The sequence below is a fragment of the Shewanella sp. HL-SH2 genome (genome assembly GCF_051164935.1).
Classification (GTDB): Bacteria; Pseudomonadota; Gammaproteobacteria; order Enterobacterales; family Shewanellaceae; genus Shewanella; species Shewanella glacialimarina.
Genome location: NZ_CP195035.1, coordinates 217501 through 232272, shown reverse-complemented (window position 1 = coordinate 232272; position 14772 = coordinate 217501). Strand labels below are relative to the sequence as shown.

11 protein-coding genes and 1 rRNA gene (1 of these 12 only partly in view) are annotated in these 14772 nt (G+C 43.2%); 11 read left to right on the top strand and 1 reads right to left on the bottom strand.

The features are described 5' to 3' along the window. Positions 1–5: 5 nt before the first annotated feature. From murD to lpxC, 8 genes are all read left to right on the top strand, one after another. Entirely contained in the window at positions 6–1325 is a 1320-nt protein-coding gene (murD, locus tag ACRWP9_RS00865; RefSeq protein WP_434927447.1) for a UDP-N-acetylmuramoyl-L-alanine--D-glutamate ligase, read from the top strand. Further along, positions 1315–2526, top strand: coding sequence for a cell division protein FtsW (gene ftsW / locus ACRWP9_RS00860; protein WP_434927446.1), 1212 nt, complete (start codon positions 1315–1317; stop codon positions 2524–2526). The genes murD and ftsW overlap by 11 nt, the downstream gene beginning before the upstream one ends. A gap of 62 nt (positions 2527–2588) precedes the next feature. Further along, positions 2589–3653, top strand: coding sequence for an undecaprenyldiphospho-muramoylpentapeptide beta-N-acetylglucosaminyltransferase (gene murG / locus ACRWP9_RS00855; RefSeq protein WP_434928882.1), 1065 nt, complete (start codon positions 2589–2591; stop codon positions 3651–3653). 1 nt (position 3654) lies between these two features. After that, a complete protein-coding gene (gene murC, locus ACRWP9_RS00850) occupies positions 3655–5100 on the top strand; it encodes a UDP-N-acetylmuramate--L-alanine ligase (protein WP_434927445.1) in 1446 nt (481 codons plus the stop codon). 132 nt (positions 5101–5232) lie between these two features. Next, complete coding sequence (locus ACRWP9_RS00845; protein ID WP_434927444.1) at positions 5233–6003, top strand: cell division protein FtsQ/DivIB; 771 nt, start codon at positions 5233–5235, stop codon at positions 6001–6003. Continuing rightward, entirely contained in the window at positions 6000–7235 is a 1236-nt protein-coding gene (gene ftsA, locus ACRWP9_RS00840; RefSeq protein WP_226412745.1) for a cell division protein FtsA, read from the top strand. Before ACRWP9_RS00845 ends, ftsA begins: the two co-directional genes overlap by 4 nt. A 26-nt stretch (positions 7236–7261) precedes the next feature. Further along, complete coding sequence (gene ftsZ, locus ACRWP9_RS00835; protein ID WP_434927443.1) at positions 7262–8428, top strand: cell division protein FtsZ; 1167 nt, start codon at positions 7262–7264, stop codon at positions 8426–8428. Positions 8429–8672: 244 nt separating this feature from the next. After that, positions 8673–9593 (top strand): UDP-3-O-acyl-N-acetylglucosamine deacetylase, encoded by a 921-nt coding sequence (gene lpxC / locus ACRWP9_RS00830; RefSeq protein WP_434927442.1) that lies wholly within the window; start codon positions 8673–8675, stop codon positions 9591–9593. Positions 9594–9598: 5 nt separating this feature from the next. On the opposite strand, the gene ACRWP9_RS00825 is transcribed toward lpxC, so the two are convergent. Further along, complete coding sequence (locus tag ACRWP9_RS00825; protein ID WP_434927441.1) at positions 9599–10048, bottom strand: DUF721 domain-containing protein; 450 nt, start codon at positions 10046–10048, stop codon at positions 9599–9601. A gap of 27 nt (positions 10049–10075) precedes the next feature. Here ACRWP9_RS00825 and ACRWP9_RS00820 point away from each other — a divergent pair, with 27 nt between their 5' ends. From ACRWP9_RS00820 to ACRWP9_RS00810, 3 genes are all read left to right on the top strand, one after another. Next, positions 10076–10975, top strand: coding sequence for a M23 family metallopeptidase (locus ACRWP9_RS00820; protein WP_434927440.1), 900 nt, complete (start codon positions 10076–10078; stop codon positions 10973–10975). 58 nt (positions 10976–11033) lie between these two features. Next, positions 11034–13757 carry a preprotein translocase subunit SecA gene (gene secA, locus ACRWP9_RS00815; RefSeq protein WP_434928881.1) on the top strand — a complete coding sequence of 908 codons (2724 nt, stop codon included), beginning with the start codon at positions 11034–11036 and terminating at the stop codon, positions 13755–13757. 667 nt (positions 13758–14424) lie between these two features. Continuing rightward, positions 14425–14772 (top strand): 16S ribosomal RNA (locus ACRWP9_RS00810); it runs 1197 nt beyond the window's last position.

The window sequence follows — 14772 nt, the reverse complement described above, 5'->3', positions numbered from 1 at the left end:
TTATTATGCAATCCAATTATACGCACATAGTGTTAGGGCTTGGAGCCACAGGGCTGTCGGTCGTGCGTTATTTAGTTTCGCAGGGAATTAAACCTTTGGTAATGGATAGCCGTCGTCACCCCCCAGGCGAAGATGTGCTAGCAAAAGAGTTTACTGATGTTGAATTGATGGCAGGTGGTTTTGATTGCCGATATTTAGTTCAAGCAAGTCAATTAATTATCAGTCCTGGTATCTCAATTGATACACCTGAGATTAGAGCTGCGCGTGACATGGGTATTGAGGTTATTGGTGATGTAGAGCTATTTGCCCGAGCCATTGCCGATAGAAAACCTTGCGTGATCGGTATTACAGGATCCAATGGTAAGTCTACCGTGACAACCCTGGTGAACGACATCTTGGTTGCAGCAGGAAAAAAAGTCGCCATGGGCGGTAATATTGGTATTCCAGCATTAGATTTATTGGCTCTGGATGTTGAATACTATGTATTGGAGTTATCTAGCTTTCAGCTTGAAACAACCTTTTCGTTAAACTGTATTGCAGCGACTTGCTTAAATATTAGCGAAGATCATATGGATCGTTATTGCAGCATTGCCAGCTACCGGGAAGCTAAGTTGAATCTGTACCCACAAAGTAAGTTTGTGATGTACAACCGTGATGATGAGCTGACTTTTCCCTTTGAACCCATGAACCAAAATACATTCGGTTTAGGGGTGCCTGAAGGGGACGAATGGGGATTAAGCGACGGTAAAATCTTCCACGGTGACAGTGAGATCATGAATTTGAATGATGTTACCTTAATTGGGTCGCATAACCACGCAAATTTACTGGCAGCAATGGCATTGGTTGATGCCTGCTCAGTCGATAAAGCTTTTTCTATTCAAGTTGCTAGTAGCTTTAAGGGCCTAAGCCATCGTTGTGAGCTTGTGGCGGTTGTAGACGGTGTGACATATATCAATGATTCTAAAGCCACCAATGTTGGTGCAACGGTTGCAGCGTTGCAAGGATTAAATACCCATTTAGGTGAGGTGTTTTTAATTGCAGGTGGTGACGGTAAAGGGGCTGATTTTAATCCCTTAATTCCAGCATTAGAGCATGTGGCAAAGGTCATTACTCTTGGTAAAGACGGCGCGAAAATCGCTAAGCTCAAAAGTAATAGTATTAGCGTAAACACCATGAAAGAAGCGGTTGATACCGCTGCAAAAATAGCTTTCTCAGGTGATATTGTATTGCTGTCACCTGCGTGCGCCAGTTTAGATATGTATCGCAACTTTATGGCGCGTGGCGACGATTTTAAGCAATGTGTGGAACAACTAGATGGCCAGTAATGAGCAGCGATTAAGCTTGTTCAAACAAGGGCTGAAAGGAATTTGGCCTTCATTGCTTGATGATAATAGCGCTGGCGTGGAGCTTTACGATCGCACATTTTTAGCGGCTATTATTGGCCTGATGTGTTTTGGTTTTGTCATGGTAATGTCAGCTTCTATGCCAGAGGCAGAGAAGTTAACGGGGAATCCGTTTCACTTTATATATCGGCATATTTTTTATCTTGTTGGCTGCATTGTCATTGCGTTTGCGGTGTTGAAAGTTGAGGTGAGTCACTGGGAAAAAAATAGCGGCATGCTAATGATAGGCGTGTTAGTTATGCTATTTGCCGTATTGGTGGTGGGAACATCGGTTAATGGTGCAAGGCGTTGGTTAGCCATTGGACCTGTGCGAATTCAAGTCGCTGAACTGGCAAAGTTTGTTTTTATTGTTTATATGGCGGGTTACCTAGTTCGTCGACATGGTGAGTTAAGGGAAAACCGCAAAGGCTTTTATAAGCCTATTGGTGTTTATGTGTTGTTTGCGGTGTTAATTCTACTGCAACCCGACCTAGGCACAGTAGTGGTATTATTCGTTTGTACCGTCAGTTTATTATTTTTGGCTGGAGCCCGAATAACTGACTTTATGGTGTTGATATTACTCGGAATCGCCACCTTTGTGTTACTGGTGTTATTTGAGCCATACCGAATGCGACGGGTGACTTCGTTTATGGACCCGTGGGAAGACCCATTTGGCAGCGGTTATCAGTTAACTCAATCGTTAATGGCTTATGGTCGGGGGGATTGGTTTGGCCAAGGCTTAGGTAATAGTATTCAAAAGTTAGCTTACTTACCTGAGGCGCACACCGACTTTATTTTTGCGGTCATTGGTGAAGAACTGGGCTTTATGGGCATTATTGCAGTGCTAATAGTAATGTTTTTTATTGCACTGCGCGCTATTAGATTGGGTAACCTTTGTTTGCAAATGCAACGACCGTTTGAAAGCTATGTAGCATATGGCGTGGGTATTTGGATTTGCTTTCAAACTGTTGTTAATGTCGGCGCAAGTATTGGCATGTTGCCAACAAAAGGGCTGACATTACCCTTTATTAGTTATGGTGGTAGTAGCTTGTGGGTAATGACCGCTGCGGTAATGTTGTTAGTCAGGATTGATCATGAAAGGCGTGTCAGTTTGATTCAAGCAGTACAAGGGAGGGCTAAATAGTGACAGATACAAATAACAATAATAGTGCAGTTGCTTATAGCCACTCTCCAAGATTATTAGTGATGGCAGGTGGTACCGGCGGTCATGTTTTTCCTGCATTAGCCGTGGCTAAGCATTTAGCCGCCAGCGGCTGGCAGGTACGATGGTTAGGCACTGCAGACCGTATGGAAGCACGCTTAGTGCCACAACATGGTTTTGATATTGAGTTTATCGATATTAAAGGCGTGCGCGGTAATGGCTTGCTGCGTAAATTAGCTGCACCGTTTAAAGTGATACGCTCTATTATTCAAGCCAAAGCAGTGATAGACGATTTTAAGCCCAATGTGGTGTTAGGTATGGGCGGTTTTGCCAGTGGACCTGGTGGCATAGCAGCTAAGTTGGCTGGCGTTCCGGTAGTGCTGCATGAGCAAAATGCCATTCCAGGTTTGACGAACAAATTACTGTCAAAAATTGCCACCAAAGTATTGTGCGCTTTTAACAACACGTTTTCGAGCGATGTTAAAAATGTTGAAGTGGTGGGTAACCCCATCAGACAAGAGTTGGTGTTACTCGGTGGGCTAGAGAAACCCCTTAGCGAAGACGCATTAAAAGTGCTTGTTGTTGGGGGAAGCCTAGGTGCTAAGGCGCTTAATGAAACCTTACCTGATGCGGTTGCTCAGTTAGCGACACAGCATTCGATAACTGTTTGGCACCAAGTGGGTAAAAATAACCTAGATTCTGTTAAAGCCGCTTATCAGCAACTAAACCAGCTTGATAAAGTGAATGTAGCCGAGTTTATTGATGATATGGAAGCCGCATATCGCTGGGCTGATGTGGTAGTGTGCCGCTCAGGTGCATTAACGGTATCTGAATTAGCCGCTGTAGGATTACCAAGTATATTAGTGCCCTATCCACATGCTGTAGATGACCATCAAACTAAAAACGCAGCAGTGTTAGTGGATGCAAAGGCGGGTTTTTTATTACCGCAAACAGAATTGAATGCAAAATTGCTTGCTGAAAAATTGCAGCTATTTGCCAGTAATAGACAAGTATTGCTCCAAATGGGGCTAAAAGCACGGGGCGTAGCCGTGTTAGATGCCACTCAAAGAGTTGCAGCTATATGCGCCGCGGTAGCGAAAAAGGGTTGAAATGACAAAGACAGAAAAGTACGCACAGCTTCGTAGCATGATCCCAGAAATGAGACGGATCAAGCGAATTCATTTTGTTGGCATAGGTGGTGCTGGCATGGGTGGTATTGCGGAAGTGTTAGTCAATGAAGGCTATCAAATCAGTGGCTCGGACATTGCGGTAAATAATGTCACCGAACGCTTAGCGCGTTTAGGAGCAAAAATTATTATTGGCCATCAGGCTAACAACGTTGTTGATGTGGATGTTGTGGTCGTCTCAACGGCTATTGATAAGCAGAATCCTGAAATTCTAGCCGCACAGGAAAATCGTACGCCAATCGTGCGTCGTGCAGAAATGTTAGCTGAACTGATGCGTTATCGTCATGGTGTAGCCATTGCTGGTACACATGGTAAAACCACCACAACCAGTTTAATTGCCAGTGTTTATGGTGAAGCTAAGCGCGATCCCACTTTTGTTATTGGCGGACTATTAAACAGTGCAGGTACCAATGCACGTTTAGGTACAAGCCGATATTTGATTGCTGAAGCAGATGAAAGTGATGCCAGCTTCTTACATTTACAGCCAATGGTCAGTGTCGTAACCAATATTGAAGCTGATCATATGGACACTTATGGCGGCGACTTTGAAGTACTTAAAACCACATTTGTGGATTTTTTACATAATTTACCATTTTACGGTGTTGCCGTAATGTGTATTGATGACCCGGTTATTCAAGAGATTTTACCGCGAGTTGGACGTCAAATAGTCACTTATGGCTTTAGTGAAGATGCCGATGTCAGGGCGAGTAACTTTGTTCAGCAAGGGCATCAATCTCGTTTTACTGCGCACAGAAAAGACAGACCCGATTTAGATATCGTGTTGAACTTACCCGGAGCACACAACGTGCTTAACTCTTTAGCTGCTATTGCAGTGGCCAGTGAAGATGAGATTGATGATGCTTCTATTGTAAAAGCATTAGCAGAGTTTGAAGGTATTGGCCGTAGATTCCAGCATTTAGGTGAGTTTGAGACCCCAAATGGCAAGGTCATGTTAGTGGATGATTATGGGCATCACCCAAGCGAAGTACTTGCAACCATTAAAGCGGCACGTGCAGGTTGGCCTGATAAACGATTAGTGATGGCTTACCAGCCACATCGTTATAGCCGTACTCGCGATCTATACGAAGACTTTGTCGAGGTTCTATCGCAAGTCGATTGTTTGCTGTTACTTGATGTTTATGCTGCTGGCGAAAATCCGATACCGGGTGCTGATGGCCGAGCATTGTGTCGTTCAATTCGCGTGCGCGGTCAGGTTGACCCGATATTTATCTCTGGGCCTGATCAACTCGCAAGTGTATTACCTGATGTATTACAAGACGGAGACTTATTACTAACTCAAGGTGCGGGTAATATTGGTGCGTTATCACGTGAGTTAGCAAGCAGTGAACTGGGTTTTAAGCCAGCATGATGTTAAAATAAAACTGAACGGTTTTTGTACAGCTATGCAGTTGAAAAATCGTGCTTTTATACAGCCATTAAGCACTATATAATGGCCGGTTTGTTGCAGGATCGTATCAGCAGTTTTCGGGAGTGATTATCGGTGTCATGGAGCAAGAAAGGACGCCAGTTAAAACAAAAACTAAAACACGTTAATTGGTATTTGTATTTTGGTTTGATGTTTTTGCTCAGTGTGTTGGCAACAATTACATGGAGTGGCATGAAGCTTCATGAGTTACTTAATGATGCTGATGCCCTTCCGATAGAAGCAATTGCCATTAAAGGCGAGCGCCATTATACCTCGGACGAAGAAATCCAGGTGGCGTTGCAATCAATGATGAAAAGTAGTTTTTTTAACGCAGACGTATTAGATATACAGCGGGCATTAGAAAGCCTACCGTGGGTTTATCATGCGTCTGTTAGGCGCGAGTGGCCTGCAAAATTTAAGGTTAATTTGCAAGAGCAACAAGCCGTGGCGCACTGGAACGGTGATGCTTGGCTAAATGTTAACGGTGAAGTGTTTAATGCTTTGGCGGAATTGGACCTAGTTGATTTACCTAAGTTGTCAGGTCCTGATGATATGGCTGAAGAAGTACTTATAAGCTTTAGGCAATTAGATGACTTACTTCAGATTAATGGATTTAAATTAGCCAGTCTGCGATTAAGCCCACGCCATGCATGGCAAGCTGAATTGGCTAACGGCATACAAATAGAGCTAGGGCGTGAGGATAAAATGTCTCGAATACAGCGTTTTATTAATGTCTACCCGACACTAGTGCAAAGTGAAAGACCCGTCGCCAGAGTTGATTTACGTTATGACACAGGTTTTGCTGTGGGCTGGGATGAGACCAATAAGAGAACTGAGAATAAATGACCAAAAATCAGGAAAGAAACCTTATCGTAGGGTTAGATATCGGAACATCAAAGGTCGCTGTCATAATAGGTGAAGTACTGCCGGATGGCGAAATTAGTGTTATTGGTTTAGGTAATCATCCTTCTCGTGGCATGGACAAAGGCGGTGTGAATGATCTCGACTCAATCGTACGCAGTGTTCAAAGGGCATTAGATCAAGCTGAATTAATGGCTGACTGCCAGGTGTCTTCTGTTTATTTAAGTATTTCAGGTAAACATATCGCGTGTCAGAATGAAAACGGCATGGTGTCGATTAACGACGAAGAAGTGACTCAAGAAGATGTCGACAACGTCATTCATACCGCGCGTTCGGTTAAAATACCTACCGAGCGTCGAATTTTGCATGTGTTGCCACAAGAATATTCAATTGACGTGCAAGACGGTATAAAAAGCCCAATAGGTATGTCTGGCATGCGGATGGAAGCGAAAGCTCATATTGTGACATGTGCAAATGACATGGCTAAAAACATCACAAAAAGTGTTGAACGTTGCGGTTTAAAAGTGGATGACTTGGTTTTCTCAGGTATTGCATCGGCAGACTCTGTATTGACCAATGATGAAAAAGATTTAGGTGTGTGTATTGTCGATATCGGTGGCGGAACAACCGATATTGCGGTTTATACCAACGGCGCATTACGCCATTGCGCGGTTGTGCCAGTAGCAGGTAATCAAGTAACCAGTGATATTGCTAAAATATTTCGCACACCGTTAACCCATGCCGAACAAATTAAAGTGCAGTTTGCCAGCGCAAGAAGCTCAATGGTAAGCCGTGAAGACAGTATTGAAGTGCCATCTGTCGGTGGGAGACCTTCGCGCAGCATGTCACGTCATACTCTGGCAGAAGTTGTTGAGCCAAGGTACCAAGAATTATTCGAGTTAGTACTTAAGCAATTACAAGATAGCGGCTTAGAAGATCAAATTGCCGCAGGTATAGTGCTAACTGGCGGAACATCCTCCATAACAGGCGTGGTAGACATTGCCGAAGCGACATTCGGTATGCCAGTGCGAGTCGCATCGCCACTGCCTGTTAAAGGATTATATGAATACGTGGACCAACCAATTTACTCAACAGGGATAGGGTTGCTTCACTATGGGGCAAGAAGGCTTATCGAACGTCAGTTCGAACGTCCTGAACGCCAAGGGGTAACTAGCTTTTTAAATCGGGTAAAAAGCTGGTTTAAGGGTGAATTTTAAATAACGCAGACAAACGGGATCAGACAATGTTTGAGATCATGGATTCACATTCAGACGAAGCGGTGATTAAAGTCATCGGTGTCGGTGGTGGTGGCGGAAACGCTGTCGAACATATGGTAAAACACAGCATCGAAGGTGTTGAGTTTATCGTAACAAACACAGATGCACAGGCATTACGTAAATCAAGTGCGGGTTCAACTATCCAACTTGGACGTGATGTTACAAAAGGTCTAGGTGCTGGGGCAAACCCAGACGTAGGCCGTCAAGCGGCAGAAGAAGATCGTGAAAATATTCGTGCGGCAATTAAAGGATCTGACATGATCTTTATCGCAGCGGGCATGGGCGGAGGTACCGGTACCGGTGCTGCACCAGTCGTTGCTGAAATCGCACGCGAAGAAGGCATCTTAACGGTTGCCGTTGTGACTAAGCCGTTCCCATTTGAAGGCAAAAAGCGTATGGCATACGCTGAGATAGGGATCGCTGAGTTAGCTAAACATGTGGATTCATTAATTACCATTCCAAATGAAAAGCTACTTAAAGTGCTTGGTCGTGGTACATCATTACTCGATGCATTCGCAGCAGCTAATAACGTGCTACTTGGTGCGGTGCAGGGTATTGCTGAACTAATTACTCGTCCAGGTTTAATTAACGTGGATTTCGCCGACGTGAAAACCGTTATGTCTGAAATGGGTAATGCCATGATGGGTACGGGTGTCGCTACTGGTGATGACCGCGCAGAAGAAGCAGCAGAAGCAGCGGTTGCAAGTCCATTATTAGAAGATATTGATCTAGCTGGCGCCCGTGGCGTATTAGTTAACATTACTGCTGGTATGGACATCACAATTGAAGAGCTAGAAACAGTGGGTAACCATGTTAAAGCTTATGCATCTGAAAATGCTACAGTAGTAGTCGGTGCGGTGATTGATCCTGAAATGAGTGATGAGCTACGTGTAACGGTAGTTGCTACGGGTATTGGCATTGAAAAGAAGCCTGATATTCAGTTAGTGCAAAAAACAGCACCACGCCCAGAGCCAGTAGTTATTGAGCCACGCCCAGAGCCAGTTGACGAACCTATTGTTGCGCAAACATATTCTTCGCCGAAGAGTAATGCTGTACCACAATCAGTTCCAGCTCCACGTGCAGATGCAGATTATTTAGATATTCCAGCATTTTTACGTAAGCAAGCTGATTAACTAGCATAACTATCAACCCGTTTAAAAGCGGTTTTGATAGGCTAATATTAATATTGTTTACAATATTAATATTAATAAAGGTGTGATGATTACGTAGTTGATAACGAAATGAGGTTGTTCTGGGGTCATTTGCATTTTTTTTGTGAATTGCGCAAGATATGGTAGCATGTCGTACCAGCTATACATGATAGCTTTAGGTATTTATTTTAAGCTTTTGTTTTTATTGTTATTTACGGGTAAATGAATGATTTTTCAAAGAACTGTTCAAAAAATGGTGAAGAGTACTGGTGTCGGATTACATTCTGGCAACAAGGTCACTCTGTGCATTATGCCCGCACCAGTAAATACAGGGATTGTACTAACACGTACCGATCTTACGCCTCCAGTGTCTATACCTGCTAAGGCTGAATTAGTGCGTGAAACGACAATGTGTACAGCGCTTGTAAATGATACTGGTGTTCGTATATCTACAATTGAACATCTGTTTGCAGCACTTGCTGGTTTAGGCATTGATAATGCGATTATCGAAGTTGATGCCCCTGAAATCCCAATTATGGATGGCAGTGCCAGTCCGTTTGTATTTTTGCTTCAAAGCGCAGGCATTAAAGAACAAGCGGCACCGAAAAAATACCTAAAAATTACCAAACCTATTCGAGTGGAAGACGGTGATAAATGGGCTGAGTTAAGACCTTTTAAAGGGTTTAGAGTTGATTTTAAAATTGACTTTACTCATCCAGAAATTGCTCGAAGCCAACAACATATGGTAATGGACTTTTCTACATCCGCTTTTGTAAAAGATATCAGCCGTGCTAGAACCTTCGGCTTTATGCGTGACATTGAATATTTGCGTGCGAATAACCTAGCTTTAGGTGGCAGCATGGAAAACGCTGTAGTGCTTGACGAATACCGCGTCCTCAACCCTGATGGTCTGCGTTATGAAGACGAGTTCGTTAAGCATAAAATTCTCGACGCTTTTGGTGATTTGTATGTAGCAGGTCATGCCATTGTCGGTGAATTTAAAGCATACAAAACAGGTCATGCATTAAATAATCAACTCGTTAGAGCGCTACTTGCCCAGCAGGATGCATGGGAATTAGTCAGCTTTGACAAAGAAGCCGATGTGCCTGTCAGCTTCATTGTGCCAGGTTCAGCGGCACTAGCTTAATCGTTTTATCGCCTATTACGGCTGGCCAATGCAGCCAGCCGTTTTAGTTTTTCACCCAGTGATCCTTCAACATGATCAGCCAATGCAGTGATGTGTTGCGCAGCTTCATTACTGATATAAGTGTGATTCACCTGGGAGTTTACATTTCCTATTGCTAATCCTGGGTTGACTTTAACCTCAATAGCAGTGAGCATGGGTAATGTTTCAGCCTGAAGTTGTCGTAGTAGTTTAGGCTTTTGAAAATTAATTCTCGCGGCCCAGGCAGCGGATGACGTTTCAACAACAAGAACACCCTGGCGGAGATTGGCTACTTTTAGCTGCTCTGCCGCAGGACCATCGATAATCTGTTTTAAATAATTATTCAGATTATTTAATAGTTCTGCTTTCTCAGCGAGTTCAGGAAGTTTTCCTGATAAATGTAATAAATTGCTGAGGTCTTGAGGGGGCTTTTTCATATGATAATAAGATGGCTGAGTTAGGCTATGAGTGTAACAGTATTTGTTCAAGGTCGAAATGGGGTCACGCGCTGGCAACCCAGTAAGCGATGGTTTCTTCTACCTATCATGATAATGGTCACCGGAACTGCTATTTATCAATACAGTACCGATCGCTTTGCTAATCAACAAGCTAAAGTGGACGAAAACCAACAATTGCGTGAGCAACAAAAACAGCAAGTTATTGAGCTCAAACACGCAACCGAAATTCAACTGTCTACGTTAGTAACTCATGTTGCTAAAATGCAGGCCAAAATTACCCGACTTGAGGCATTAGGCCAGCAAGTCGCCCAAAATAATTTACTCGACGATCAATTCGATTTCCATGTAGAAGTTGGTATCGGCGGTTACAGTGAATTAGGGACAGGAATCGAATTAAGTCAGCTTATTAATGATATGAATACGCTGGCATCAAGAATTGATAGTAATAATCTTCAGTTGTCACTACTTGAAACAGTGTCAACAAATCTCCATATAGATGAAGAGCGTTATATATCAGGGCGGCCAATCGATAAAGGTTGGTTATCTTCGCCCTATGGTTTACGCAATGACCCTTTTAATGGCCGTAGAACAATGCATAAAGGTATTGATTTTGCTGGGCGAGAAGGGGCCGATGTTGTTGCAACTGCCGCAGGTGTAATAACGTGGTCAGGAAGTATGTTTGGATATGGTGAGCTTATCGAAATAGATCATGGTAATGGTCTTCGAACTCGCTATGGACACAATAAATCTCTGTCAGTAAACGTAGGTGACGTCGTTGCCAAAGGCGATACAATCGCCAGTATGGGAAGCACAGGCCGTTCAACCGGCCCTCATGTGCATTACGAAGTGCTTCGCGGTGGACAACAAATAGATCCACAAAAGTATGTCTATCGCAAAGCAAGTTGATCATATTAACGGTTAATCCGCTCTGAAGAGCCAAACCTACAAGAGATAAGTGACTAAGATGTTAGGTAAATTACTGACAAAAGTATTTGGAAGCAAAAACGATCGTACCCTAAAGAACTTGGGTAAAGTGGTCACTAAAATTAACGCATTGGAAGCAGATTATGAAAAACTCTCCGATGAAGAACTAAAAGCAAAAACCGCAGAGTTTCGCCAGCGTCTAGATTCAGGTGAAAGCTTAGAAAGTCTGATGGCAGAAGCATTTGCCGTTGTGCGTGAAGCGTCAAAACGTGTGTTTAACATGCGTCCTTTTGATGTCCAATTACTTGGCGGTATGGTTTTAGACAGCAATCGTATTGCTGAAATGCGTACCGGTGAAGGTAAAACATTAACTGCAACATTACCTGCATATTTGAATGGTCTCAGTGGCAAAGGTGTTCACGTTATTACTGTGAATGATTACTTAGCCCGTCGTGATGCTGAATTCAATCGTCCGTTATTTGAGTTTTTAGGCTTAACGGTTGGCGTTAACGTTGCTGGTATTGGTCAAATAGAAAAGAAACAGGCGTATAACGCAGATATAACTTATGGCACCAATAACGAATTTGGTTTCGATTATCTGCGCGACAATATGGCCTTTTCTCCACAAGAGCGTGTACAACGCCCACTAAACTACGCATTGATCGATGAAGTCGATTCAATCTTAATTGATGAAGCGCGTACGCCACTGATCATTTCAGGTGCAGCCGAAAACAGCTCAGATCTGTACATTAAAGTGAATAAGTTAATTCCTAGTCTTGTACGTCAAGATAAAGAAGATACCGAAGACTATATCGGTGAAGGTGACTTCACAATCGATGAAAAAGGTAAACAAGTTCATTTAACAGAACGTGGTCAAGAGAAAGTTGAACTACTGTTAACTGAACAAGGCATGTTAGCTGAAGGTGATTCACTTTATTCAGCCGCAAATATTTCATTACTGCATCACGTGTATGCAGCACTTCGTGCACATACTTTATTTGAACGCGATGTTGATTATATTATCCAAGACGATGATGTTGTTATTGTAGATGAACATACTGGCCGTACAATGCCAGGACGTCGTTGGTCTGAAGGTTTGCATCAAGCGGTTGAAGCTAAAGAAGGGGTTCATATTCAAAATGAAAACCAAACATTGGCGTCAATTACCTTTCAAAACTACTTCCGTCAGTATGATAAATTAGCCGGTATGACGGGTACTGCCGACACTGAAGCATTCGAGTTTCAGCATATCTATGGCCTAGATACCGTTGTAGTACCGACTAACCGTCCAATGGTTCGTAACGACATGGCCGATTTAGTTTATCTAACAGCTGCAGAAAAGTATGATGCTATTGTTGCTGATATTAAAGGTTGTCGTGAACGCGGACAGCCAGTGCTAGTGGGTACCGTTTCTATTGAGCAATCAGAGCTGCTTAATACATTATTGAAAAAAGCCAAAATTCCACACAGTGTGCTAAATGCTAAGTTCCATGAAAAAGAAGCTGAAATTGTTGCCCAAGCCGGTAGTTTAGGCGCAGTAACTATTGCAACAAATATGGCTGGCCGTGGTACGGATATCGTATTAGGCGGCAACTGGAACATGGAGATAGAAGCGTTAGATAATCCAACAGCAGAACAGAAAGCTAAAATTAAAGCAGATTGGCAAATACGCCATGATGAAGTGCTTGCGGCTGGCGGTTTACACATTCTTGGTACCGAGCGTCATGAATCGCGTCGTATCGATAATCAGCTACGTGGTCGTGCTGGTCGTCAAGGTGATGCGGGTTCTTCACGTTTCTACCTATCGATGGAAGATAGCTTAATGCGTATCTTCGCTTCAGATCGTGTTTCAGGCATGATGAAAAAGCTGGGTATGGAAGAAGGCGAAGCTATCGAACATCCATGGGTATCTCGTGCCATCGAAAACGCACAGCGCAAAGTAGAAGCGCGTAACTTCGATATTCGTAAGCAATTGCTTGAATATGATGACGTGGCAAATGATCAGCGCCAAGTTGTTTATTCGCAACGTAATGAGTTAATGGATGCTGAAAGCATTGAAGACACCATCAAAAATATCGAACAAGATGTTATTTCTGGCGTTATTGATACTTATATCCCACAGAATTCTTTAGAAGAGTTATGGGACGTACCAGGCTTAGAGCAACGTTTACATAATGAGTTTGCCTTAAAGCTTCCGATACAAGAATGGTTAGATAAAGAAGACGATCTACATGAAGAGACATTACGTGAGCGTATTGTGACATCATGGACTGAAGCCTTTAAAGCTAAAGAGCAGATGGTTGGCCCGCAAGTATTACGTCAATTTGAAAAAGCTGTAATGCTACAAACCTTAGATGGTTTATGGAAAGAGCATTTGGCTGCGATGGATCATCTACGTCAAGGTATCCATTTACGTGGGTATGCACAAAAAAATCCTAAGCAAGAATATAAGCGTGAATCATTTGAGTTGTTTCAACAGATGCTTGAAACATTAAAGCACGATGTCATCAGTGTATTATCGAAAGTGCAAGTACAAGCACAATCTGATGTAGATGACATGGAACAACGCCGTCGCGATGAAGAAGCTAAGATTAAACGTGATTACCAACATGCAACGGCACAAGCATTGGACGAAGGTGAAGCGACAGCTACAGCGGAAAAACCTAAGACGGTTATACGCGATGGTGAGAAAGTGGGACGTAATGATCCATGTCCCTGCGGATCAGGTCAGAAATTTAAACAATGCCATGGCAAATTAAGTTAATAAGCCAGTTAGCTTAGCTAAACCAGCATAGTGATTATAAAAAGCAGCTTATATAGCTGCTTTTTTTATATCTGATTGGCAAGAGTCTAAGGTTATAAAGCACCTGTTGTGGATAACTTTGGGGGTAAATGGTGCAAAACATGTATGTAAGTGGGTAACTATCAAAAAGATCGTAAAAAACAGATCTTTTTACACAAAAGCCCTTGCACTGCCTCAGAATCTCCCTATAATGCGCAACCACTGACACGGCACAGCGCGAAAGCAAAGTGGCATCTGAAGTTAATCACTTAGGAAGTCAGGTTGATTTGAAAGGATAAAAACTTCGGTTTCATCATCAAATCAACAGCGAAAAGAAAGTTTGAAAAAACACTTGACGCTGACAACAGGGTCTGTAGAATACGCAGCCCAAGCCAACGACCTAGCGTCTTACGGCGATGTTTGAAAAATCAACATCAACGCTCTTTAACAATTTATCAAGTAATCTGTGTGGACATTCACAGGTATTGAGTTATTCGAAATTGCTTCTTCTTAGGAAGAGCAATCAAAAAATTTAAACTCAATGCAACGATGAATGTTCATAGCAATATGTACAAAAAGACTTTGTTAACTTCGGTTGATAAAGCAATCAGAATTCATTGAGCCGAAACCTTCGGGTTTCAAAAAACTTTAATTGAAGAGTTTGATCATGGCTCAGATTGAACGCTGGCGGCAGGCCTAACACATGCAAGTCGAGCGGCAGCGGGAAGATAGTTTACTATCTTTGCCGGCGAGCGGCGGACGGGTGAGTAATGCCTAGGGATCTGCCCAGTCGAGGGGGATAACAGTTGGAAACGACTGCTAATACCGCATACGCCCTACGGGGGAAAGGAGGGGACCTTCGGGCCTTTCGCGATTGGATGAACCTAGGTGGGATTAGCTAGTTGGTGAGGTAATGGCTCACCAAGGCGACGATCCCTAGCTGTTCTGAGAGGATGATCAGCCACACTGGGACTGAGACACGGCCCAGACTCCTACG

Coding starts and splice junctions, on each gene's coding strand:
- murC (WP_434927445.1), top strand. CDS start 3,655: ATGACAAAGACAGAAAAGTACGCACAGCTTCGTAGCATGATCCCAGAA.
- ACRWP9_RS00825 (WP_434927441.1), bottom strand. CDS start 10,048: ATGAAAAAGCCCCCTCAAGACCTCAGCAATTTATTACATTTATCAGGA.
- murD (WP_434927447.1), top strand. CDS start 6: ATGCAATCCAATTATACGCACATAGTGTTAGGGCTTGGAGCCACAGGG.
- murG (WP_434928882.1), top strand. CDS start 2,589: ATGGCAGGTGGTACCGGCGGTCATGTTTTTCCTGCATTAGCCGTGGCT.
- ftsA (WP_226412745.1), top strand. CDS start 6,000: ATGACCAAAAATCAGGAAAGAAACCTTATCGTAGGGTTAGATATCGGA.
- ftsW (WP_434927446.1), top strand. CDS start 1,315: ATGGCCAGTAATGAGCAGCGATTAAGCTTGTTCAAACAAGGGCTGAAA.
- ftsZ (WP_434927443.1), top strand. CDS start 7,262: ATGTTTGAGATCATGGATTCACATTCAGACGAAGCGGTGATTAAAGTC.
- secA (WP_434928881.1), top strand. CDS start 11,034: ATGTTAGGTAAATTACTGACAAAAGTATTTGGAAGCAAAAACGATCGT.
- lpxC (WP_434927442.1), top strand. CDS start 8,673: ATGATTTTTCAAAGAACTGTTCAAAAAATGGTGAAGAGTACTGGTGTC.
- ACRWP9_RS00820 (WP_434927440.1), top strand. CDS start 10,076: ATGAGTGTAACAGTATTTGTTCAAGGTCGAAATGGGGTCACGCGCTGG.